The sequence below is a fragment of the Borreliella chilensis genome (assembly GCA_000808095.1).
Classification (GTDB): Bacteria; Spirochaetota; Spirochaetia; order Borreliales; family Borreliaceae; genus Borreliella; species Borreliella chilensis.
This window is the reverse complement of sequence record CP009910.1, coordinates 607,445-632,052: the sequence shown is the minus strand read 5'-3', so window position 1 is coordinate 632,052 and position 24,608 is coordinate 607,445. Positions and strand designations below refer to the sequence as shown.

At 28.4% G+C, this 24,608-nt stretch carries 16 protein-coding genes and 1 pseudogene; 7 read left to right on the top strand and 10 right to left on the bottom strand.

Features of this window, described 5'->3' with window-relative positions; translation table 11 throughout:
* Positions 1 to 98 precede the first annotated feature (98 nt).
* The 3 genes and pseudogenes from OY14_03010 to OY14_03000 all read right to left on the bottom strand — a co-directional run bounded on the left by OY14_03010 (position 99) and on the right by OY14_03000 (position 3,791).
* On the bottom strand, positions 99 to 2,075 hold the full coding sequence (locus OY14_03010) for an ATPase AAA (GenBank protein ID AJA90403.1): 1,977 nt from the start codon (positions 2,073 to 2,075) through the stop codon (positions 99 to 101).
* Between the two features lie 2 nt (positions 2,076 to 2,077).
* Complete coding sequence (locus tag OY14_03005; protein ID AJA90402.1) at positions 2,078 to 2,569, bottom strand: chemotaxis protein CheD; 492 nt, start codon at positions 2,567 to 2,569, stop codon at positions 2,078 to 2,080.
* A gap of 19 nt (positions 2,570 to 2,588) precedes the next feature.
* Positions 2,589 to 3,791: pseudogene (locus tag OY14_03000) on the bottom strand (D-Ala-D-Ala carboxypeptidase).
* Positions 3,792 to 3,861: 70 nt separating this feature from the next.
* On the opposite strand from OY14_03000, the gene OY14_02995 reads away from it, so the two are divergent.
* Positions 3,862 to 5,370: a lactate permease gene (locus OY14_02995; protein AJA90401.1), complete on the top strand. Its 1,509-nt coding sequence runs from the start codon at positions 3,862 to 3,864 to the stop codon at positions 5,368 to 5,370.
* A 237-nt stretch (positions 5,371 to 5,607) separates the two neighbouring features.
* Entirely contained in the window at positions 5,608 to 7,470 is a 1,863-nt protein-coding gene (locus OY14_02990) for a membrane protein (GenBank protein ID AJA90400.1), read from the top strand.
* A 55-nt stretch (positions 7,471 to 7,525) separates the two neighbouring features.
* Here the strand turns inward: OY14_02990 and OY14_02985 are convergent, their stop codons facing one another.
* The 4 genes from OY14_02985 to cysS are packed head-to-tail and all read right to left on the bottom strand — an operon-like array spanning position 7,526 to position 12,560.
* Positions 7,526 to 8,278, bottom strand: a complete 753-nt coding sequence (locus OY14_02985) for a molecular chaperone DnaJ (protein ID AJA90399.1) — start codon at positions 8,276 to 8,278, stop codon at positions 7,526 to 7,528.
* Between the two features lie 26 nt (positions 8,279 to 8,304).
* Positions 8,305 to 9,558, bottom strand: coding sequence for a serine hydroxymethyltransferase (gene glyA, locus OY14_02980; protein AJA90649.1), 1,254 nt, complete (start codon positions 9,556 to 9,558; stop codon positions 8,305 to 8,307).
* Complete coding sequence (locus OY14_02975; GenBank protein AJA90398.1) at positions 9,558 to 11,114, bottom strand: DNA-binding protein; 1,557 nt, start codon at positions 11,112 to 11,114, stop codon at positions 9,558 to 9,560. Before OY14_02975 ends, glyA begins: the two co-directional genes overlap by 1 nt.
* A gap of 3 nt (positions 11,115 to 11,117) precedes the next feature.
* Positions 11,118 to 12,560 (bottom strand): cysteine--tRNA ligase, encoded by a 1,443-nt coding sequence (gene cysS / locus OY14_02970; protein ID AJA90397.1) that lies wholly within the window; start codon positions 12,558 to 12,560, stop codon positions 11,118 to 11,120.
* A gap of 52 nt (positions 12,561 to 12,612) precedes the next feature.
* Here cysS and OY14_02965 point away from each other — a divergent pair, with 52 nt between their 5' ends.
* Positions 12,613 to 13,533, top strand: coding sequence for a UDP-N-acetylenolpyruvoylglucosamine reductase (locus tag OY14_02965; protein AJA90396.1), 921 nt, complete (start codon positions 12,613 to 12,615; stop codon positions 13,531 to 13,533).
* On the opposite strand, the gene OY14_02960 is transcribed toward OY14_02965, so the two are convergent.
* Positions 13,530 to 15,731, bottom strand: a complete 2,202-nt coding sequence (locus tag OY14_02960; protein ID AJA90395.1) for a chemotaxis protein — start codon at positions 15,729 to 15,731, stop codon at positions 13,530 to 13,532. The genes OY14_02965 and OY14_02960 overlap by 4 nt on opposite strands.
* A gap of 255 nt (positions 15,732 to 15,986) precedes the next feature.
* Between OY14_02960 and OY14_02955 the strand changes: the two genes are divergently transcribed.
* The 3 genes from OY14_02955 to OY14_02945 are packed head-to-tail and all read left to right on the top strand — an operon-like array spanning position 15,987 to position 20,508.
* On the top strand, positions 15,987 to 18,134 hold the full coding sequence (locus OY14_02955; protein ID AJA90394.1) for a chemotaxis protein: 2,148 nt from the start codon (positions 15,987 to 15,989) through the stop codon (positions 18,132 to 18,134).
* A 21-nt stretch (positions 18,135 to 18,155) separates the two neighbouring features.
* Positions 18,156 to 18,755 (top strand): hypothetical protein, encoded by a 600-nt coding sequence (locus OY14_02950; protein ID AJA90393.1) that lies wholly within the window; start codon positions 18,156 to 18,158, stop codon positions 18,753 to 18,755.
* Positions 18,748 to 20,508: an arginyl-tRNA synthetase gene (locus tag OY14_02945; protein ID AJA90392.1), complete on the top strand. Its 1,761-nt coding sequence runs from the start codon at positions 18,748 to 18,750 to the stop codon at positions 20,506 to 20,508. The genes OY14_02950 and OY14_02945 overlap by 8 nt, the downstream gene beginning before the upstream one ends.
* A 36-nt stretch (positions 20,509 to 20,544) precedes the next feature.
* Here the strand turns inward: OY14_02945 and OY14_02940 are convergent, their stop codons facing one another.
* Positions 20,545 to 22,482 (bottom strand): long-chain fatty acid--CoA ligase, encoded by a 1,938-nt coding sequence (locus tag OY14_02940; protein ID AJA90391.1) that lies wholly within the window; start codon positions 22,480 to 22,482, stop codon positions 20,545 to 20,547.
* A gap of 14 nt (positions 22,483 to 22,496) precedes the next feature.
* Positions 22,497 to 23,210, bottom strand: a complete 714-nt coding sequence (locus OY14_02935) for a CAAX protease (GenBank protein ID AJA90390.1) — start codon at positions 23,208 to 23,210, stop codon at positions 22,497 to 22,499.
* Positions 23,211 to 23,326: 116 nt separating this feature from the next.
* Here OY14_02935 and OY14_02930 point away from each other — a divergent pair, with 116 nt between their 5' ends.
* Entirely contained in the window at positions 23,327 to 24,580 is a 1,254-nt protein-coding gene (locus OY14_02930) for a competence protein (GenBank protein ID AJA90389.1), read from the top strand.
* The last annotated feature ends 28 nt before the right edge of the window (positions 24,581 to 24,608 follow it).

Below are 24,608 nucleotides of genomic sequence, written 5' to 3'. Positions count from 1 at the left end.
AATATTAAATATACTTAAGACTGAATTATAATTAATCATATAATACAGGATTTATTAAATCAATCTTAAAATTCACTCAATAAATTAAACAATGTCAATTAAGCTTTATTTTCAACAAAATCTGCATAATAATTAAAATTTAGAAACTCTTTAGGAATTTCTGAAATAAATCTTGAAGGCAGTTGGTCAAAAATTTGCCTATCTTTTTTCCGTTTATTGGCCATAGTAATAGTAAGAGCATCTTTTGCACGAGTTAATGCAACATAAAAAACTCGTCTCTCTTCTTCCACGCCAACCTCACTATCTTCAATTATTCTATGATGCGGAATAATATTATCTTCAACAGCAATAAAAAATACATAATCAAATTCTAAACCTTTAGCGGAATGAACTGTCATTAAATTAATATTAATATTTTCAACACCTTCACTCTCTTCCTTAGATTGAAGAACTATATAGTTTAAAAAACTACCTAAATCTCTCAATTCTCCAAATTGCCTGGATTCCCAATTTTTAATTATGCTTAAAAACGCTTCTATATTTTGATATTTATATTCGGCTACTTTGATTGAATTTGGATTTTCACTAACTAAAAATCCCCAATATTCAATACTTTCTACCATTTCTTTAATTACAGTAGAATATGTACTTTTCGTTATACTAAATTTATACTGATACTCTTCAATAAAAGATACAAAATCTTCTATACTTTCAATTACTTGCTTATTTAAAGCCCTATCGTAACCAGAAGCATTTGCAAAAGAAAAAACAATATCACAAAGAGCATCATAAATACAACAACCCTTTTTGTCAGCAATATTTCTAATTTTCTTCAAATATTCTTTACCAATACCTCTTCTTGGAACATTTATGATTCTAAGCAAATCATAATCACTTTTAGGATTTATTATCAAATTTAAATAAGAAATAATATCTTTTATTTCCTTTCTCTGAAAAAAAGATGTTCCCCCAGAAACTTTATATTTTATGCCTTGTCTTCTAAAAATCATCTCAATATTTCTAAAAAGAGCATTGGTTCTCATAAGAACTCCTATCTTTTTAAATTGAAAATCTTCTTGCCTTGAAAGTTTTATGATTTGATTTACAACAAACTCAGATTCTTGAATTTCATCCTCAAATATAAAAACATCTATAACTTTGCTACACACCTTTGAAGACCACAAAGTCTTTTCTTTTCTATTTTTATTATTTAAAATAACAGAATTAGCAACATCTAAAATATTTTTTGCAGAACGATAATTTTGTTCAAGCTTTATTTCTTTAACATTGTAATCTTTTTCAAACTGAAGCATATTATTGTAACTAGCCCCACGCCAAGAATATATTGATTGATCATCATCTCCAACACAACACAAATTGTTATGATTTATCAAAAGGCGAATAAAATTATATTGAATCAAAGAAGTATCTTGAAATTCGTCAATCAAAACATACTTATACCTTTTAGAATATTTATTACTAATATCAAAATTATTACTCAACAATTCTTTTGGTTTTAAAATCAAATCATCAAAATCAAAAGCATTATAAAGTTTTAATCTCTCTTCATAAAGCCTGAAAACATTTATATCTTCTTCTTTTAAATCATTAAAAGTAATAATCTCATTTTTTAAAAGTGAAATAACATTACTAAGTGACTTCAAAGAAACTTTTTTATTAAAAAGACCCTCATCAAGTAAAATCTCTTTAAGAAGAGAAACTCTATCATTATCGTCATAAATACTAAAATTTTTCCTATATCCCAATAATCTATAATTTTCTTTTAAAAAGAAAAGTCCAAAAGCATGAAAAGTAGAAACCATAAGATTACTAAGAGGACTTCTCAAAATTTCTTTAATCCTATCTTTCATTTCATTAGCCGCCTTGTTGGTAAAAGTTAAGGCTAAAATTTCCTTCTGAGCAATTCCTTTTAAAAGCAAATAAGCTATTCTATGAGTAACAACCCTTGTTTTTCCACTACCAGCACCAGCAATAATTAAAAGAGCGCCTTCAATAGTAGTAACTGCTTCATATTGAAATTGATTGAGAGCGCTTTTAAAAAAATCATCAATCAAAATTAAAAAACCTTTGCTCCATCTGGATATTCCACAATAACTTTAAAGTTTTCAGGAAAAGCAAAAATCTTTCTCGACTTAGATTGATCAAAATCTTTAGCTAAGATTGGAATACGATACTTATTTAATGTATTAATAGCAAACTCTGAATTTTCAAGACCCACTTTAACTGACCCTTTTGCCATAAAATTCGTACCGCCAAAAAGCTTAGCCTTAAGATTACTCTTATTAGCTCCATTTTCTAACATTGCATTTATTAACATAGGAATAGCATAAACCCCATATCTTCCCCTTTGAGCAGGAGATATATCAAGATCTGACTTAACTAGAACATAATGGTTCATTCCAATTAAATTGACTGATTCGTCATAAAGTACAACAGAAACACAAGAACCAAGAATTGTAGAAATAACTCTTTTGTTTGAAACAAAAGCTTCGCCCGGAACTATTATTGTAACATCTCGTTTAAATTTAAAATTAAAATGATTTAACATAAAATTTAATACTCTCTTGAAAAAAATTTAAAAAACTCTTATAAAGACTTTGCCAAAATCCTAATTTATTTACTTTGCTGCTAAACAAAGCAATATCCCCCAATTTTTCATTTTCTAAAAAAATCATAGCCCTCCCAACAGGCTTATCCCCACTAAGAGGAGCAACCAACTTATCAATAGTATAACTTATATTAATTTTATCAAATTCATCTCTTGTCAAAACATAATAAAAAGGCTCTTTAGAAAAAAGAGCAACTGCATCTACTGTACCATTATAGACTTTTTCTTTTAATTTTACTATTAAAGGAAATTTAGAATACTCATTAAATCCATACTCAAATAAATTTTTTGCAATCAAAGCTCGCAACTTCTCTCCATATCCATTAAGCCCCTTTTCAACCCCCAATATAACTGCGATTAATCTTCTTTTACCCTTTTTGGCAGTAGCAACAAGATTTAAACCCGATTCCTTAATATATCCTGTTTTAAGACCGTCTGCATAAGGATAATCATATATTAATAGATTTGCATTTTTTTGTTTTAAGTTTAAAAATTTCGATGATAAAGTAGTTCCTAAATTTTTATTCTTTGGATAAACAAAATCCTTCAAAGAATGAATATTAAGCATAAACTTAAACTTTTCTAAATAAGATTTTACAAAAAAAGCCATATCTAACGCTGTAATTTTATTTTCATTGCTATATCCAGAAGGTTCGACAAAATGCATATTCAAAAGTCCTAAATTCAAAACATTAATATTCATTAAATTAACAAAGCTGTTTAAATCACCTACTACAAACTCAGCAATTGCAATGGCCGCGTCATTACCTGAAGAAACCGAAAGTCCTTTTAGAATTTCTTCAAAATTAACAATTTGACCCTTTTCTAAAAACATTAAAGAAGAATTCAAAGGTGCATTATAATATGAAGCAGAATCACTAATAGGAACTGCGCTTGTTAATTTTATATTCCGCTTTTCAGCCTCAATCAAAGCTGTATAAATTGTAACAATCTTTGTAAGTGATGCTGGGGGAAAAAGTAAATTAGGTTCCTTAGAATAAAGTATCCGATTAGTACCACAATCCATCAAAACTATTGATTTTGCATGCTTTGATAATTCATTAATTGCAGTTAATTTAACTGCAAAAAGATTGTCACAAAGCAATAAAAAATTTAAAAATAAAGTTAACAGCAATTTTTCAATAGCGCAGATACTCTTCATGTTGTAATATTAAATTATATATTATTTATTAATTGTTAATATAATACAACAGAAAAAGGAGCCATTTTTTATGAATTCTTACGATTTTATAACGGCTTTGGTGCCTATAATCCTAATAATTATTGGACTTGGCATAATAAAAAAACCTGCTTACTATGTAATACCTATATCACTAATAACTACTATTGCTATAGTTATATTTTATAAAAACTTAGGAATGGTAAACACAAGTCTTGCAATACTTGAAGGCACCCTAATGGGAATATGGCCAATAGCAACCGTTATTATTGCCGCCATATTCACATACAAAATGTCAGAAGATCAAAAAGATATTGAGACTATTAAAAATATATTATCAAGTGTATCTTCTGATAAAAGAATTATAGTCTTACTAGTAGCATGGGGATTTGGGAACTTCTTAGAAGGAGTTGCTGGATACGGAACTGCCGTTGCAATCCCCGTATCAATATTAATAGCAATGGGATTTGAACCATTTTTTGCCTGCTTAATTTGTTTGATAATGAATACCTCATCAACCGCTTATGGATCTGTGGGAATCCCCATAATATCTTTAGCTCAAGCAACCAACTTAGATGTTAACATACTTTCATCTGATATTGCATTGCAACTAATACTCCCAACCTTAACAATACCTTTTGTATTGGTAATTCTTACAGGAGGGGGCATTAAAGGATTAAAAGGAATATTCCTTCTTACCCTACTCTCAGGAATGTCAATGGCAATATCTCAAATATTTATATCAAAAACTCTGGGTCCAGAACTTCCTGCAATACTTGGAAGCATCCTTTCTATGACAATAACAATAGTTTATGCAAAGCTTTTTAGAAATGAATACGCTAACAATTGCCAAAGCAAGAATACGAGCACAATGCCCCTTTCAAAAGGAATTATTGCTTGTTCACCCTACATTTTAATAGTGGTATTTATAATCCTTGTATCTCCTCTTTTTAACAAAATTCATGAATACCTAAAAACTTTTCAAAGCACTATTAGCGTTTACCCAGAAGCAAATCCCTTACACTTCAAATGGATCATATCTCCGGGTTTCTTGATTATACTTGCCACAGTAATATCCTATTCAATACGGGGGATCCCAATATCAAAACAACTAAAAATATTCTTGCTAACCTTAAAAAAAATGGCATTATCTTCATTTATCATCATATGCATCGTTGCAATATCAAGATTGATGACACATAGTGGAATGATAAGAGATCTTGCTAATGGAATCTCAATAATAACAGGTAAATTTGGCCCATTATTTAGCCCACTAATTGGAGCTATTGGTACATTCTTAACAGGAAGTGACACAGTTTCAAATGTTCTTTTTGGACCTTTGCAAACACAAATGGCAGAAAATATTGGAACAAATCCTTACTGGCTTGCAGCAGCAAATACAACAGGAGCAACTGGAGGAAAAATGATTTCTCCTCAAAACATCACAATAGCAGCAACAACTGCCGGATTAATTGGGCAAGAAGGCAAACTTTTATCAAAAACAATAATTTACGCTTTATGTTACATTTTAGCAACAGGACTGTTGGTTTATTTAATATAAATTAATCGTTTAAAATAAATAAGATTAATTAATGACAAAGTTAATCTTATTTATATATTTGAATAAGATAAAAATAATAAAATTCTAATATGATCTTGAATTTTTACCCAATATTTTAATATTATATACATGCTGTTATGTAAAAATATAATAGCATGTATATAATATTATTTATTAAAATATTTAATAAATAACTACAACTAACAAAGTTTATAGTTACAATAGGAAGGTATAATTATGAAAGATAATATCTTATATAAATTGATTATATTTTTAACTACATCTGTATCAATATTTGCAGCAGATGCATTAAAAGAAAATGATATATTTAAAATAAACCCATGGATACCTACATTTGGATTTGAAAACACAAGTGAGTTCAGATTCGATATAGATGAACTTGTTCCTGGGTTTGAAAATAAAAGCAAAATTACTATTAAACTTAAACCATTTGAAACTAATCCCGAATTAGGTAAAGACGACCCATTCTCAGCTTATATTAAAGTAGAAGATCTTGCATTAAAAGCAGACGGCAAAAAAGGTGATCAATTTAAAATTGATGTGGGAGATATTACATCCCAAATCAATATATACGATTTTTTTATTAAAATAAGCACTATGACAGATTTTGACTTTAATAAAGAATCTTTATTTAGTTTTGCACCTATGACTGGATTTAAAAGCACTTATTATGGATTTCCAAGCAATGATAGAGCAGTACGGGGAACAATTATTGCAAGAGGAACTTCTAAAAGCATAGGAACAATCCAGCTGGGATACAAACTTCCACAACTCGACCTTACATTTGCAATAGGGGGAACAGGCACAGGGAACAGAAATCAAGAAAATGACAAAGACACCCCATACAATAAGACTTATCAAGGAATACTTTATGGAATTCAAGCAACATGGAAGCCAATAAAAAACCTACTTGATCAAGAAGAAAATACTGAATCTGTAATTGCAGAAACACCTTTTGAATTAAATTTTGGCTTATCAGGGGCTTATGGAAATGAAACATTCAACAACTCATCAATAGCGTACTCTTTAAAAGATAAATCTGTAGTTGATAACGATTTATTAAGTCCAACTTTATCAAATTCTGCCATTTTAGCATCTCTGGGAGCTCAATATAAATTTGGACTAACAAAAATCAATAATAAAAATACCTATCTTATTTTACAAATGGGTACTGATTTTGGCATAGATCCTTTTGCAAGCGATTTTTCTGTATTTGGACATATATCAAAAGCAGCAAATTCCAAAAAAGGAATAGCCTCAGATCCTAGCAAAAAAGCCGAAGATATATTTGATCCAAAAGACAATGCTCTTAATTTCAGCAAAAATCAAGAACTAGGAATTGCGTTCTCAGCAGGAGCAAGCATAGGATTTGCTTGGAATAAAGTCGATGGCAAGAAAGAATCTTGGAAGATTAAGGGATCTGACTCCTACAGCACAAGACTATTTGGAGAACAAGACAAAAAATCTGGAGTTGCACTAGGAATAAGCTACGGACAAAATCTTTACAGATCCAAGGATACAGAAAAAAAATTAAAAACCATATCAGAAAATGCATTTCAAAGCTTAAATGTTGAAATCTCAAGCTATGAAGACAATAAAAAAGGGCTTGTGAATGGACTAGGATGGATAACATCTATCGGTCTTTATGACATTTTAAGACAAAAATCTGTAGAAAACTACCCTACAGCAATTCCAAACACTAATCCAAACAATCAAAGCCAACAAAGTTCATCAACAAGCACACAAACTTTAACTCCTAATTTGACATTTGAGAATGCAATGAAAATCGGTATGGCTTTATATTTTGATTATGCAATCCCAATAGCATCCATCTCAACAGAAGCATATGTAGTACCCTATATTGGAGCATACCTTTTAGGACCTTCTAATAAAATCTCAAGCGATGCTACAAAAATTTATTTAAAAACAGGGCTTAGTCTTGAAAAACTAATAAGATTTACAACAATTTCTCTTGGATGGGATTCAAATAACATTATAGAACTTGCTAATAAAAACACAAATAATGCCGCTATTGGTAGTGCTTTCTTGCAATTCAAAATAGCCTACAGTGGAAGCTAACAATAAAAAAAGAAGGGTTTTGCCCTTCTTTTTTTTTATCTTCACAAAAAATTAATTACTTCATATTTCTTTCTTTGCAAATCTTTTCATAAGCATCTTGAATTTTAATAAATTTATCATTTGCATCTTTTTGTCTTATAGGATCATTTGTAAACTTATCAGGATGATATTTTATAACAAGGCTTTTATAAGCCTTTTTAACCTCGTCATCACCAGCACTGTAAGTCAAACCCAAAACACTATAAGGATTTACAATTTTAATATTAACATCTTTATAAGCTTCATAACCATCAGATTCAAGCTCAAGAAAAACCCCAACATAAGAAATAAATTTTTCAGCTTCTAAGTTTTTATGCCTAGAAAGTCTGTTAATTTCTTTAAGAGAAGCAAAAAGCCATATAAAAAGATCTTTATGCTGGAAATAACCGAGCTTAAGAGTATACAAAATTTTATCCGCATTATTATTCTTAGTAATAGCAGAATGAAAGATAGTATACAATTCTGATTTACCGCGTTCAGACAAATTCAAAGAATTAATAATAAAATTAACATAGCTTAGCTGCTCTCCTGTTACAGTTCCCAAAATAGATAGCAATTTAGACATTAATAAAAATGAAAGTTTATAAAATTCAAACTCTCTAGACCTAGAATATGAGTAACCTCTTGTAAGATATATTCTAAAAACACCTAAAAAACTAAACAATATTAAAATAAAAGGAAATAATATAAAAAGCATCCCTATTAAAATGGGGTTAAAAATAAAAATAAGCAACAACACTAAAAAGAACATTCTAATCAAGCTTGGCATTTATTGATCATAACCTCCAAACACAATTAAGGCATATCAAAATCGCTAATAAATCTTACGACTTCCTTTTTTATTTGTTTTAATTCAGTATCAGACCTTGTCTTTAAAGCTCTAACAATAAATTTAGCAACATTTAAAGAATCGCTTTCATTCAAGCCCCTTGAAGTAATAGCGGCACCTCCAATTCTAATGCCAGAAGCCAAAGAAGGACTTTTTTTGTCAAAAGGAATGGCATTTTTATTTAAAGTAATATTTACACCCTCAAGCAATTTCTCAGCATCAGCACCTGTAAGATCTAAATCACTAAGATCAATCAAAAATAAATGATTGTCTGTACCTCCACTGACAATCCGAAATCCTTCCGATTTAAAATATTCAGCCATAACTTTAGTATTTCTTATTACGTTGGCAATATATTCTTTAAAATTTTTATGAAGAGCTTCTTTGAATGCAACAGCCTTACCCGCAATAACATGAACCAAAGGACCTCCTTGAGTTCCAGGAAAAACTGTAGAATTTACAGCATTAAACAAAGCTCTCTCTTTCCCATTAAAGTTTACCAATCTGTCAAAATCTTTTCCAGAAAGTATTATACCACCCCTTGGTCCTCTTAAAGTTTTATGCGTAGTACTTGTAGTAAGATGTGCCACATCAATAGAAGAATTATGAAAGCCAGCGACAATAAGACCTGAAATATGGGCAATATCACACAAAAGATAAGCAGAAACATCGTCTGCTATTTCTCTAAATTTTTTAAAATCAATTTCTCTAGAATAAGAAGAAGCACCAGCTATTATTAAATTTGGTCTACAATCTCTAGCTATTTTAAGAACCTCATCATAATCAATCACCTCAGAATCTCTAGAAACACCATAAAAATAGGTATTAAAAAATATGCCAGAAAAATTCACCCTACTACCATGGGTTAAATGTCCTCCATGAGACAATTGCATACCAAGAATCCTGTCCCCAGGGCTAATAAGAGCCATTATAGCAGCCATATTGGCCTGAGAACCGCTATGGGGCTGAACATTGGCATACTCTGCGCCAAAAAGCTCTTTGGCTCTTGAAATTGCTAAAGATTCAATCTCATCAATAAAAGAACAACCACCATAATATCGATTCAAAGGATACCCTTCAGCATATTTATTGGTTAAAATACTCCCAACAGCCTGCCTTATCTCTAGAGATGTAAAATTTTCAGATGCAATAAGCTCAATATGTTCTTTTTCTCTTAATCTCTCTTTCTCAATTAAATTAAATATTTGATCATCCCTCATCATAAATTATCCTCCAAAACAAATCTATGTATTAAAGAATACGATTCGTTTGTTAGGCTTTTATACCTTAAAAACCCAGAATCTGAATATCCATTAAAAAATCCATTTTTATCGTGGTCTTCCTTGCAACCATATTGAATATAGTTTTCAGATATATTTAAAAAATACTTAGAACTATCCTTAAATAATACTGCATTTATTATATCAAAATATACAAAGCCAACCCCAGGCAAAAAAAATTCAAACCAAAGATGTTCATTTAATTTAAGAGAATTGGAATCATAATAAAGCCCAACTATATTTCTAAGAGGAATCTCATACTTTAAAAATAATAAATTCGTAAGAACCATTAAATTGCTAGATGAAATTTTTCTTTCTTTAATAGCATCCTTTAAACTTAAATTATTCTCAACAATTTTAAAATTTAAAGTCAAAACATCAATAATTGCTTTAGACAACTTATAAACTGAATTATTCCCAGCCGTCATAGATAAAATCATAGAATCTAACGGCATTAAATCAACAGCTACGTAAGATAAATAATCTTTTCTTTTGTTTTGAACATATGTTTTGTACTCTTGGTTATTAACATCTCTATTAACCTCAATACTTTCTAAATATTTAGTATCCAAAAATTCCAAATTAAGTTTATGAGTCTTTACTTGGGTCTCAAAAATAAATTTATTTGTCTTCAAGCTTTTAAAAAATAAATTATCAATATTAAAATCAAGATGCTCATTGTCGTACTTTGTAATTTTTTGACGTTCATTCTCAATTGGTCTTAAATAGAAGATATTAAAATTAATGTCTTCAGGCTTTGAATCAAAATTGCTACTGATATCTTGAGAAAAATAAATTTCTTCAATTATTCTAAACTGTTTTGAATCGCTCAAAGACCATTTGAAAAAATCATCTTTAACAAAAAATGGAACTTTATTGCTTTGAAGATCCTCCAATAAAACATAAAGCTTACCACCAGAATTTAAAGTTTTAGGAGAAATAAATTCTACTTTATTCTCAGAAACATTTAAAATATTTTGAGGCAAAATTGTATAAAGTTCATCCTTAGTTTCAAGAAAAATTTTAATAGTACTAGAATTTGAAAAAAAATTCATACCTTGTAATAAAGTTGAAGAATTTGCATTTAAAATTATTTTATCCTCTGGAAAAATCGAAGGTATATTTTTCCCATTAAGCTTAATGGGGACTTGCCTGCTAATCACTAGAAAAAGTTCGTTACTAGTCCCACTCTCACTTTTTACAAAAATAAGCCCAGAATTTACTTCTTCTGTAATTTTAAAAATTATCTCAGTATTATTCCAACTAATAATACTACTTTTAACCAAATAATTATTGTTAATATTAATCTCTCCCGTGCTACTACCTAAATTGCTTCCTTTAATAACAATAATGTCCTTGTGTGAAGTGGGAATTGGAGATATATCATAAATAATTGGCTTTGAATAAAATAAAAATCCAGAAAAAACAAATAAAAATAAAAAAATAACAAAAATTAAGCTTAAATAAAAATATTTGTTTTTTAAAAAAATAACCAAATACTAGCCTCTTTTAACTTTAGTTCCTTCCTTAGTATCAATCAAAACAAACCCTTTTTTAGCAAAAAAGTCTCTAATTTCATCAGCACGCTTAAAATTTTTTTCACATTTAGCTATTTTTCTTTCTTCAATCAAAGTTTTCATATTCTCATCAATAACTGCATTATTATTTTCCAAATTTTTTAAAATCTCTTCTCTTAAATTAAGCGACATAATCTCATCAAAAATAAACGCTAATTTAAGCTTTGAAACAAAACCTAAATCTTCAGATTTAATTATCTCCCAAAGCAAAGCTAATCCTTGAGAAACATTCAAGTCAAAAGAAACTTTTTCTACAAAAAAATCATAATATTCTTCTTCTGTACTAGAGGAAAAACTTTTCAAATCTTTATGAAGCATATTTAAATCAACCGAATCTAAAGAAGCATAAAAAGAACTTAGCCTGTTTATCATATTCTCCCTAGCAATCTTACTTGCTTGAAGATTATTCAATGAAAATTTTAATTGATTCCTGTAATGCGATGTCAAACACAAGTATCTAAAATCTAGAGGAGAAAAATTTTGCTCTTGCAAGTCTTTAACTGTAATAAAATTCCCACTCGATTTTGACATTTTATTATAATCCATAATCAAAAATTCTCCATGAACAAAGATATCACACCACTTCTTATCCAAAAAACACTCTACTATTGCTATTTCATTAATATGATGAACTCCAATATGATCAACTCCCCCTAAATGAATATCAAGCGTATCTTTAAAATACTCCAAATTCATAGCAGCACACTCCAAATGCCAACTTGGATAACCAAATCCCCAAGGAGAATCCCACTTCATTTCCTGATCTTTAAATTTAGAATTAGTAAACCATAAAACAAAATCGGTTTTATTCCTCTTAAACTCATCAATATCAACCCTGGAAAAAGCCATATCTTTATCAACCAAATTAATGCCAGCCATCTCTCCATAACTTTTAAAGCAAGAAGTATCAAAATACACATTACCATTAGAAAAATAAGTAATTTTTTTTTCTTCAAGAATTTTAACAACCTCTATCATGGTGGGAATATGTTTGCTTGCAATAAGAACTTTATCGGGATGTGCAATGTTTAATTTTCTACAATCGTTAAAAAAAGCCTCCGTAAAAAATTCACTAATCTCATAAACTGTAAGACCTTTTTCTCTTGCAGCTTTAACAACTTTATCTTCTCCCTCATCAAAATCGCCCGTTAAATGCCCAATATCTGTAATATTCATCGCATAATCAATCTTATATCCTAAAAACTTTAAAGTTTTAATTAACAAATCTCCAAAAATATAGGTTCTAAAATTTCCAATGTGAGCATAATTATAAACAGTAGGCCCACAAGCATACACTTTAAGGCCATCAAAATTTGTTAACTCTGAAAAACCCTTTGTTCTAGTATTATATAGCTTTAAAATCATATATTTTCCAAAAATTGAAAAAATAAAAAATCTAATTTATCATTAAGCAAGTATGCTTAAAAGCCTAAATAATTTTTTGAAAAAAATCAATATTAAGCCTCAAACAAAAAGCCTAACAGACTATACAACATATAAAATTGGAAGTATTTCGAAATTATTCCTCATTCCTAAAAATATTCAAGAAGCCCAAACTATTTTTAAAGCTGCAATAGAAGAAAAAATTAAATTATTTATTCTAGGAGGAGGATCCAATATTTTAGTCAATGACGAGAAAGAACTTGATTTCCCAATAATATACACCGGACATTTAAACAAAATAGAAATTCAAGACAATCAAATCACCGCCGAATGTGGTGCAAATTTCGAAAACTTATGCAGAACTGCACTTGAGAACAGCTTAAGTGGTCTAGAATTTATTTATGGGTTGCCCGGAACACTCGGAGGCGCTGTATGGATGAATGCCAGATGTTTTGGAAATGAAATCTCTGAAATACTAAAAAAAATTACATTTATAAATGACAAAGGAAAAACTATTTGCCAAGAATTTAAAAAAGAAGATTTTAAGTATAAAATCTCGCCTTTTCAAAATAAAAACTTTCTCATATTAAAAATTGAATTGAATTTAAAAAAAGAAAATAAAAAAATTATTGAAGAAAAAATGAATAAAAATAAACAAGCAAGAATAAAAAAAGGACACTATTTATTCCCAAGCAGTGGAAGTACTTTCAAAAACAATAAAGCATTTCTCAAGCCTAGCGGACAAATAATTGAAGAGTGCAAACTTAAAGGACTCAGCATTGGAGGCGCCACGGTGTCTAAATACCATGGAAATTTTCTTATAAACGTTAACAATGCCACTTCTAATGATGTAAAAAATCTAATTGAAAAAGTAAAAACTGAAGTCTACTCAAAAACTGGACTTTTACTAGAAGAAGAAGTTCTCTACATAGGGTTTAAAAATCATAAAAACTAAAAAAGAATATCTTTAATCTCATTATTAATCTTTTGAATCAATTCCTTTGTCTTTAATATTTTGCCTTTAGAAGATTTAATCAAAGATGAATATTCTTGAAGAGAACTTACTGCATCTAAATTCATCTTAGAAACCTTAAGTTCTTTTAAATCCTGACTAAAGTTGTTAAACTTTCCGCTAACAAAAAAATGGTTATTAAATATTTCTTTATACATATTCTTAGCATCTCTGATCTTAGTATCATGAGACAAATACCTTTCTTTAAACTCGCCAATTTCTTTAAAATGCTTGGCAAGAGTAAGATCTACTTTTTCATGTCTTGAAAAATTGTTATCCACATTATCTTGAATATCTATAAAATTTTTATAAATTGTATCAATCTCTGAATTAATTACTGCAATAATACTATCAACCATTTTAAGCTCATCTTTAATGGTTTTAGAATATTTTCCAGAATTAATAGCAAGCTTTCTAATCTCCTCAGCAACAACTGCAAAACTTTTACCCGCATCACCTGCTTTTGCAGCTTCAATCGCTGCATTCATGGCAAGCATATTAGTCTGAGCTGAAATTGAAACTAAAAGTTTATTTACACTTTGCAAGCTGTTTGTTTGAGATAAAAGATCTGCGAAGTTTTTATTCACATTTTCAAAAACAATATTTAAATCGAAAACTTTACTTTTAATACTTTCAATATCAGCAGAATTTGTAGTAGCAATTTTATTAAAAATTTCCAAATTTTTATCTATGCTATAAAAAAAACTAACATTCTCTTCAAACTTTGAAGAGATTTCTGACATATATTTATTGTGGTCATTAATCGGATCAGTAATAGATTCAAAGCCTTTTAAAATATCTACAATTGACTTTTCAAATTTAGAAAAAGTATCTCTTAATTGCTCATAGGCTAAAACACTAGAATCTATACTCTCAGTATTTGATATAGCAGCTTCTATTTGCTCTAAACATCCACTTAAGTCTTCAGAATAAAATTTTATCTTCTCAAAAGATTCATTACTCCTAGACGATATACTATCTAGCTTTGAACCAATATAAGAAATAATAGCCGAAGAATACTTAACCTCCAAAGGAGACTCAAAACTAAAAGGATCACTTTTTGATTTTTGATAATCAACAATTCTGTTAAAATCATTAATTAACGAAAAAACAAAAGTATTACACAAGTAAAACATAATCAAAAAAGACAGCAATAAAAATATAAAAAATAAAACCCAATTTGACTTAAACATAATAGGAATAGAATTGACATTTAAAATCAATCCTTGAATCAAAAAATCACCAGTTTTTACAAAATTTAAAGAATAAAAATCACTTGCATAACTAAAAGTATGCTGAGAAACAGAAACATCTTTTTTAGTATAAGCTATAGCTTTACTCAAAACATTCTCACTATAAGCTTTAGAAAAAGATTTGGTCTTAAGATTGTTAAAGTTTGAAAAAATAGGCACATAATTCCTGTCAAGCATAAAAAAGTTATAATTGCTAGACTTAAGAGAAGAATACAGCTGATTTTCAATAATATCAAATGAATCATCAAAGCACACTAACATCCCTATTACCCCTAATGTTGTAACAGAATCTCTAACGGGGAAACTTACTACAGAATAAATTTTCCCATCTATTATTAGATACCTCGAATAATATTTAGAATTTTTTTCCACAGGAACAGAATAAATTGGATCTGATCTAACATCTTTTAAACCCAAGGATGAAAAATCCGCATTCGATATTAAAACATTTTTCCCTATAGGAATATAAAATACGCCTTCGAGTGAATTTTCTGCTATAGGAATAGTCTTAAAAATTTTATCTATAGAGCCAAATTCTCTTGACTTTAAAAATAAATCGCTATTTTCATCTAAACTATCGCCAAATTTTAAACTTGAAGACAAAAGAAAGCTCTTTGAAGAATTCACCAATATCCCAAACCTATAGCTATCTTTTACAAGCTCTTCCAGGAATCTAGAAGATTCTATATACTTACCCTTAATAACAGTAGATACACTGTTTAAAAACAACCTAGCATCAAATTGAAAGCGATTCAAATATTCCTTCTTATAATTCATATAAGAATAGCCTATAAATAAAAAATTTAAAAAAAGAAACCCAAATAAAACAAGATAAAGAACTCGTTTAGTATTTTTTAGATTAACATCGATTAAATTCTCATCAGTCATAAAAGTTCTCCAAACATAACATGATTAAAACCTTAAAACAAAACTTTCACCTTCCATAAATCATGTATAAATAAATACCAATAACAATTGGCAAATACACTTTTCCCACTAAAGATTACATATCCCAAATATTTGCAAATAATTATTTTATTATTTAGTCACATGCATATATAATTATATAATAAAACATGTAGAATACTAAAAATCTAATATTTTTGAAAATTTTATAGAAAATTAAAATTTTAAGGGGACTTAGTGAAAAAAAAGAAACTTAACTCCAACCTTTTTTATAAATTCAATTTTATAATTTTGGCATATACAATAATCATTATTGCAACAACCTTTTTGCTACTAGATCAAGGCTATAAAAAAATCATAACAAAAGAACTTCAAGACTTTACAAAATTCATTAACCAAGCAATGATTAAAAGCTTTTCTGATGAATCTAAAGAAATAATAAAAGCTTTAAGCATATTAACAGCCAAATATGACTATAAATCTGCAATTCAAAATAACAAAAGAGAAGAACATTTAGTATCTGACAAGATTTTAATTACACTTCCGTCCTTTATTAAAATAATAGAGTACACAAACAAAGATGGGTACATAATCTCATCAAGTGACAAAAAAAGAAACGGCCAATACATGAGCTTGAAAGAATTAATCTTAGGCAAAGCTCTAACTACATTTCAAATTTCAATCCTTCACAACAGTTTGGTAAAAATAAATAACAATTTTTATATCCCAATAACATATAAAATAACAGATTCAAAAAAAACTAATATTGGATATATTATTTTATATGCTGACATTTCAGAAAAAATTGCCGAGCTAAAAGAATATCTTTTGCTTCTTTTAGAAAACTCGTTGCTAGAACAAAATGCAAGCAGTCAAAACTCATCAAAATACTTCAATATATACATAATAAACAACAGTGGAGACGCATTTGGAGGAAAAGATGAAGTTTTGAAAAACATAAAGCACATATTTGGATTTAATATCAAAACGCTAACTCAAATACTAAACGCATTGTCTCAAGGAAAAGCAAATTACAATACAAGTAATTCAAATGAAATAATCTCTTTAGCAAGGATTACAACATCCCATTGGTACTTGGGAATAAAAATAGATTATAACAACATATTTTCAAAAGAATTTAAAAATATGAGATTAGTTTCGCTTTCCATTATATTGATTTTAGTAATAATTTTTATATTAATAATGATATCAACCATAAAAACTTTAATAATATCAAAAATAGATAAACTCAATGTTGTCATTCCAAAAGTGAAAAACGGCGACTTAACATTTAAAATCGAATCAAAAGGCAAAGATTCAATAAGCTCAACAATAAATCTTTTTGGTCACTTTATTGAAAATTTAAAAAATGTAATTAATTCACTACAAGAAAGAGTAAGACTGCTAAAAGAAAACGGCGACCATTTATTTAGTGAAATAAATAAAACCCACGATACAATAAAAAATTCAAATCAATACATAGAAAAAACACAAGAAGAAGTAGAAAAGCAAGTAGAATTCATCTCCAATACAACAAACGTAATTGAAAGTCTTTCAAAAAATATTTCATCTCTTGACAACTCAATTGAAACTCAAGCCGCAAGCGTTGAACAATCCTCATCAGCTATCGAAGAAATGATAGGGGGAATACAATCAATAACAGAAATAACTCAAAAAGCTGCAAAAAGCACAGAAGAACTAAAAAGATTTTCTGATGAGGGTCGAAAAAAACAAGAAGAAGTTATTGCTCAAATCAAAGAAATTTTCAAAAACTCAACAAGATTACAAGAAGCAAACTCTTTAATCTCATCTATAGCTAGTCAAACCAACCTGCTCTCAATGAATGCTGCAATTGAAGCATCTCATGCTGGTGAGGCTGGCAAAGGATTTGCCATTGTTGCAGAAGAAATAAAAGACCTAGCAGAACAAGTTACATCACAATCAGAATCTGTTGCTTCATCAATAAACGAAATAATGGATTCAATAACCAAAACTGTGAATACTTCTGAACTAACAAATAAAGCTTTCAACCAAATATTCGATTCAATCAATCTAGTTGTTCAAGTAATAGAAGAAATAAACCACACAATGCAAGAGCAATCAATAGGTAGCCAAGAAATCTTAAAGGCTTTAAACACAATGAGAGAAATCACATATGAGGTAAAAATTGGCTCAAACGATATGTTTAGAGGCAACAAAGAAATCATTAGCACTGTTAAACTATTAGGAGAAATTAACATTACGGTCTCAAACTCTATGAAAGGACTAAAAGAAGAGATTAATAAGCTAGTAGGAGCAATTGAACGCATTAAAGTTTTAGGAACTACAAACTCAAGCCATATTTCTGGAATTAGTGAAAATACAAATCAATTTAAAACTAAATAAAATAGATCAAAAGGAAATAATATGCAAAAAAAGACATTTTATATCACTGAAAAGTATCTTAAAAGTCATTTAATGTTATTTCCTATTTTTGCTTATACAAAAAACTTTTTAGATGCTAGTATTGTATCTGTTTGGATTTCACTATGCATTATATTGCCTGCTTTAATAATCAACCAAATTGAGTTGAGAAAACATAAAAATCACATATTGGGAATATATCTATTAATAATAGGAATGTTTGCTAGTCTAACCTACTTATTCATGTTCTATTTGACTCCAACCCTATACAAAGAATTCAAATTTTCAATACCCATTTTAATAGCCATAATAATATCATTCCATAAAAATGAGCCTTTTAAAATCCTAAAAAATCCATCAATAATAATTGAATATTCTAAAATCCCAATTTTAATTTTCATTACTCTAAACGTAATAATTTCACTTATTAGAGAAATATTAAACACAGGAAATTTAAAACTTTTCAATAAAGAGATAATTATAATAAAAGATTTTATAAATATAAAAACACCAGCCTATAGCTCAAACGTTTTTATTATAGCATCTTTAATTTTACTATTAATCAATATGCTAATAAGAGTTAAAGGGGAAAAGGATGACTAAAAGTATAAAAAAAAAGATTAAAGACGAAATTGGCATCATAGTTGCTAATCTAGCATTAGCAAAAAATATAAGCATAGACAAAATCAATATAAATATTCAAAAACCTCCTAAAAACGATCTGGGAGACATTACTATATTAATATTTGAACTTAGTAAAACCTTAAAACTTCCTATTGCAACTATCTCGGAAGAAATAATAAAAACTCTTAAAAATAAATACGAAATTAAAGCTATGGGACCTTACTTAAATATCAAAATTCCTAGAAAAGAGTATATTAACAATATAATACAAATGGTAAATGCCCAAAAGGATAACTACGGAACAAATAAATATCTAGACAATAAAAAAATAATATTAGAATTTTCATCCCCGAATACAAACAAACCACTGCATGTAGGGCACCTTAGAAATGACGTAATAGGAGAAAGCCTATCAAGAATATTAAAAGCCGTAGGTGCAAAAATTACAAAAATAAATTTAATAAACGATCGTGGGGTACATATCTGCAAATCAATGCTTGCATACAAAAAATTTGGGAATGGCATTACCCCTGAAAAAGCTTTTAAAAAAGGAGACCATTTAATTGGTGATTTTTATGTCAAATATAACAAATACTCACAAAAAAATGAAAACGCTGAAAAAGAAATTCAAGATCTGCTTTTAAAATGGGAACAAAAAGATGAAGACACAATTAAACTCTGGGAAAAACTAAATAAATGGGCAATTGAAGGAATAAAAGAAACATACAAAATTACAAATACATCATTTGATAAAATTTACCTTGAAAGTGAAATTTTTAAACTTGGTAAAAATGTAGTATTAGAGGGACTTGAAAAAGGACTTTGCTACAAAAGAGAAGATGGAGCAATATGCATTGATTTGCCCTTGGATTCAGATGAAAAAACAGATGCTGCTCAAACCAAACAAAAAGTGCTCATACGACCAAATGGAACATCTATCTATCTTACCCAAGACTTAGGAAATATAGTAGCTAGAACAGAAGAATTTAATTTTGAAGAAATGATTTACGTGGTTGGAAGCGAACAAATTCACCACTTTAAAAGTCTATTTTTCATATCAGAAAAATTGGGAATTTCTAAAAACAAAAAACTCCTCCATTTATCACACGGAATGGTTAATCTTATTGATGGCAAAATGAAGTCAAGAGAAGGCAATGTAATTGACGGAGATAATTTAATCTTGGACCTAATGGAGTCAATAATGCCTGAAATTACACAAAAAATTGCAAATAAAAAAGATGCTAAAAAAAATGCTTTAAATATTGCGCTAGGAGCAATCCACTATTACCTACTAAAATCGGCTGTACATAAAGATATTGTTTTTAACAAAAAAGAAAGTCTATCTTTTACAGGAAATTCTGGACCATACATACAATACGTTGGTGCAAGAATTAATAGCATTCTTGAAAAATATAATGCACTTTCTATCCCCATAGTGAAAAAAATTAATTTCGAACTTTTAAAACATGAAAAAGAATGGGAAATTATTAAAATAATATCAGAATTAGAAGAAAATATAATCAAAGCAGCAAAAGATTTAAATCCTTCAATACTTACCAGCTATTCATACTCGCTTGCAAAGCATTTTAGCACATACTATCAAGAAGTTAAAGTAATAGACATAAACAATACTGATTTAACAGCAACAAGAATCGAATTTTTAAAAATTATATTACAAACAATAAAAAATTGTATGTACCTATTAAATATTCCTTATATGTTAAAAATGTAGGCAAGAAAATGCTATAAAATATTCTTGCCTAATATTCTAATATCCATTTAAATCAAGATCACTTTTACTAAAAATTAACCTTATTTTATCTTCATACTTTTGAGATATATAATATCTTTTTAACTTAAGAGTATTGGTAAGTTCTTCTCCAATTGAAAAAGAATCTTGAAGCAAAACAAAACCTACTATTCTTTCAAAGCTTTTAAAACCTAATTTGATATTAATAGTATCTGAGATTTGCTTAGAATACAGCTTGTTAACATCTTCGCTGATCAATAAATCACCTCTAGAAGCAAAAGATACCCCATTAGAATTTGCCCACTTTTCAAGATTTTCAAAATTAGGCACAATAATAGCTCCCAAAAATTTTTGATCTTGACCAACAATCATAATATTTTCAATAAATAACGATTTGCTCAAAACCCTCTCAAGAGGCTCAGGCTCAATATTTTCTCCCCCTCTAAGAACAATTGTATCTTTACTTCTACCAACAATTGAAATTTCATTATTAATTGTCAATCTAACCAAATCTCCAGTATTAAACCAACCATCTTCTGTTAAAACTTCACTTGTCTTAGCTTTATCTTTAAAGTAACCGCTCATTATTTGTGGAGACCTTATCCAAAGTTCACCTTTTTCTCCATAAGACAAAACTCTCCCGTCAATTCCAACTACCTTATATTCAACATCCGGCAAAATAGGACCTACGGTTCTAGCTACAGGACCCTTAAGACGCCTAACGCTCAAAATAGGACCTGTTTCAGTAAGGCCATAACCTTCAAGGACTTTAATTCCTACAGCTTTGAAAAAATAATCAACATAATCAACTAAAGCCCCACCACCAGAAACTCCAAATTCAAAATTTTTTCCAAGAGCATTTTTTATTTTCTTAAATACCAAAATATCACCTAATAATTTAACAGGAAAAATTAAAATAATCCCAACAAATAAGAATAATTTTGAAAAAAGTGAAATAAAAAAATTAGGTTTTTTATAAACAGGAGAAAACCCTAAAAATTTTTCCTTAAGTTTTGCATAGAAAATTCCAATCTTTAAAAACCCTCCAAACACAAGTTTTTTAATCAAAGATTCTGACACTTTTTTAATAATACCTATTCTTATGCCTTCCCAAATTCTAGGCACAGAAATAATCGTTTGAGGATTTAAAAGTAAAAAATCTTTTAACAAAACAGGGCCTATGGGTTTTGAATATGCAATTGCTATGCCCTTTAAAGCAACTATATATTCACAAGCTCTCTCAAAAGAATGCCAAAGAGGAAGAATAGAAATCATTATCTTACCTGGCTTAAGTGTTGGAAGATAATCATAAAGCCTGTCTAATTGAAAAATAAAAGATTCATGCCTTAACATTACTCCCTTTGGCACACCTGTTGTACCAGAAGTATATATTATAGTTGCAATATCTTTTGAAGAACCTTTTTCAATCTCCATATCAAATGATTTTGGATTAGCCCTTAAATACTCAATTCCAAGTTCTAGCAATTTTTTATAAGAAAATACAGTAATACTTCCCATTTTTTCTTCATAAGATTTATCATCATCAATAACAACAATACATCTCACCAATCTAAGATCATGTTTTTTGGATAAAACTTTTTGAAGCTGTTTATTGTTTTCAACAAAAATAAAAGTGGATTCAGAATGGTTAATAATATAAGCTAATTCATCCTCAGAAGAATCATTTCCCCTAGGAACATCAACACAACCTAGTCCCAAAGTAGCAACGTCAATTATTATCCACTCTCTTCTAGAATCAGAGACGATTACAACTTTTTCTCCCCTTTTAATACCATAATACAAAAGCCCAGAAGCAACTCTTTTTACCTCATTCCAAAAATCAGCGTATATTTGTTTTTTGAAACTCTTAGACTCTGCTTCCTTATATATAAAAATATCAAGCTCACTATAAGGAGTTACCACTTCCTTGAAGCGCTTAGGCACAGTATCTCTCATAAATCCCCCTCAAATCAATTTAAAAAAAGCAATAACATGCTAACAATAATATTATAAAAACTATGCATAAAAATCATATAATATACATTTTTATACCTTAAATAAGTAAAAGCAAAAAATATCCCAAATATAAATGTAACCAAAAAGCCTAAAACCCCATAATATAAATGCTCAAAAGCAAAAAACATACTACTGATTAAAACGGTGACTACACCGGAAAAGCCCATTTGCGTAAACTTAGTAATAACAAAAGCCCTGTAAAACAACTCTTCAAAAGCTCCTGTAAGTAAAGAAGTAAAAATCATTAAAATCAATGCTGTTTTACTACTGATCTTCCAATTAAACCCAGAATTATTTTGGAAATAAGAGGCAAATGACGACTCTGGCAACAGATATTCAAGCAAAAAAGCTATTAAAAAAATTGATATTATTGCAATCAATATTGTTTTAATAAAAATTATTACAGATTCCCAAATAAAAATAAATTTAAATTTAGGAATAAAAAACTCCACTCTAAAATCATCACAAGAACTAGTAAGTTTGGAAAAATAAATTATAAAAATAATTAAAAAAGATCTTGAAGCCCAAAAATAAAAATGGTTCTTAGCAACATTCCAAAATTCTGAATTAACATTTTCAAAAGAAGATGCAAGATAAATAACAGCATAGGCCAAAAAAAGATCAAGCAAAGCTCGCTTGAATGAATATTTATTTTTTAACAATTGCATAAAGTATTGTAATTAAATAATAATTAATTGTCAATTAATTATTATTGATTGATTAATCAAAACAAATTAAAATTCAAAATATAATTATTTACAAATAAAAAATGGGAATATTATAAATGATTTTAATATTTATCCTAATTTCACTTAATTTATCAATTCAATACTATTTTAAGCTCAATTTAATTTATCTCAACACAACACTAGCATTATTTTTTATAATAAAAAATAACAAACACTTAGCACTTAGTTTTATTTTTTGCACATTGTTTCTATTAAGCTTTCAAGCTAGATTGAATTTTAAAACATTGGAAAAAAATATTTATAAAATAGTAAACATTAAACATTTTAAAAAAGATTCAAAAACCATTATTGAAGCAATTGACAATACAGCCAATACACACAAATCCTACTTTAAAAATATTGAAAATATTTTTAAAGTAGGAGATACTGTTAAAATTAAAAACCAAAAAATAAAACTTATTAAAAGATCCTTTTTTTCTAAGCTTAGAGAAAAATATACAAATGCTTTAAATATTTTTTTAAACTCATTAAATCCTAGCTACTCCCACTTTTCAAAAGCAATAATTTTGAATATCAAATCAGAAATAACAAAATACGAAAAAACATTATTTCAAAATGCAGGCATTGCCCACATTTTGGTAGTGTCTGGACTACATTTTTATCTAATAAGCTTAATAAGCTACTACTTACTTTTAATAATCACAAATGAAAAATTAAAATACTCAATACTAAGCACAATTTTATTAAATTATCTAATTTTAACTGGATTTACACCTTCAACACTAAGGGCATTTCTAATGACAGAATCTCTTATAATATACAAACTAATCTACGGGAAGATTAATTTAATAAGCTGCCTATCTATTAGTTTTACAATAAACAGTATTGCATTTCCCGAAACACTAAATTCAATAGGATTTCAGCTTTCCTATCTTGCAACAATGGGAATATCAGTAGCGGTTCATCTAAAAAATAGATATGGTCTTAACAAGCTAATGTCATCAATGCTTACAACATTTTTTATTCAAATATTCACTTTACCAGTAATTTATGTTAACAATTTTGATCTAACACCAATCTCAGTATTGTCAAACTTAATAATTATTCCATTAACATTAATTTTCTTAATAATAACAATATTAAGCTTAATAACTTACTACTCAAACTTGAATTTATTTTTTCTTCTTGACCTTATAAATGCTTACATATTCCAAACAATAAAAATTACAGCAACACTTTTTAGCAAATTCTTTATAGTAAAACATCACCAAATACCTACATTTTTAACATTAAGCGTTGTCCTTATAACTTACATTATTTACAATAATGAGATTAAAAAAATAAAATAATGTAAAAATGACTGCCAATATAAAGAAT

Excerpts from the sequence above, each read along its gene's own strand:
- OY14_03005 (AJA90402.1), bottom strand. The coding sequence starts at position 2,569 with ATGTTAAATCATTTTAATTTTAAATTTAAACGAGATGTTACAATAATA.
- OY14_02995 (AJA90401.1), top strand. The coding sequence starts at position 3,862 with ATGAATTCTTACGATTTTATAACGGCTTTGGTGCCTATAATCCTAATA.
- OY14_02990 (AJA90400.1), top strand. The coding sequence starts at position 5,608 with ATGAAAGATAATATCTTATATAAATTGATTATATTTTTAACTACATCT.
- OY14_02985 (AJA90399.1), bottom strand. The coding sequence starts at position 8,278 with ATGCCAAGCTTGATTAGAATGTTCTTTTTAGTGTTGTTGCTTATTTTT.
- glyA (AJA90649.1), bottom strand. The coding sequence starts at position 9,558 with ATGAGGGATGATCAAATATTTAATTTAATTGAGAAAGAGAGATTAAGA.
- cysS (AJA90397.1), bottom strand. The coding sequence starts at position 12,560 with ATGATTTTAAAGCTATATAATACTAGAACAAAGGGTTTTTCAGAGTTA.
- OY14_02965 (AJA90396.1), top strand. The coding sequence starts at position 12,613 with ATGCTTAAAAGCCTAAATAATTTTTTGAAAAAAATCAATATTAAGCCT.
- OY14_02960 (AJA90395.1), bottom strand. The coding sequence starts at position 15,731 with ATGACTGATGAGAATTTAATCGATGTTAATCTAAAAAATACTAAACGA.
- OY14_02950 (AJA90393.1), top strand. The coding sequence starts at position 18,156 with ATGCAAAAAAAGACATTTTATATCACTGAAAAGTATCTTAAAAGTCAT.
- OY14_02945 (AJA90392.1), top strand. The coding sequence starts at position 18,748 with ATGACTAAAAGTATAAAAAAAAAGATTAAAGACGAAATTGGCATCATA.
- OY14_02940 (AJA90391.1), bottom strand. The coding sequence starts at position 22,482 with ATGAGAGATACTGTGCCTAAGCGCTTCAAGGAAGTGGTAACTCCTTAT.
- OY14_02935 (AJA90390.1), bottom strand. The coding sequence starts at position 23,210 with ATGCAATTGTTAAAAAATAAATATTCATTCAAGCGAGCTTTGCTTGAT.
- OY14_02930 (AJA90389.1), top strand. The coding sequence starts at position 23,327 with ATGATTTTAATATTTATCCTAATTTCACTTAATTTATCAATTCAATAC.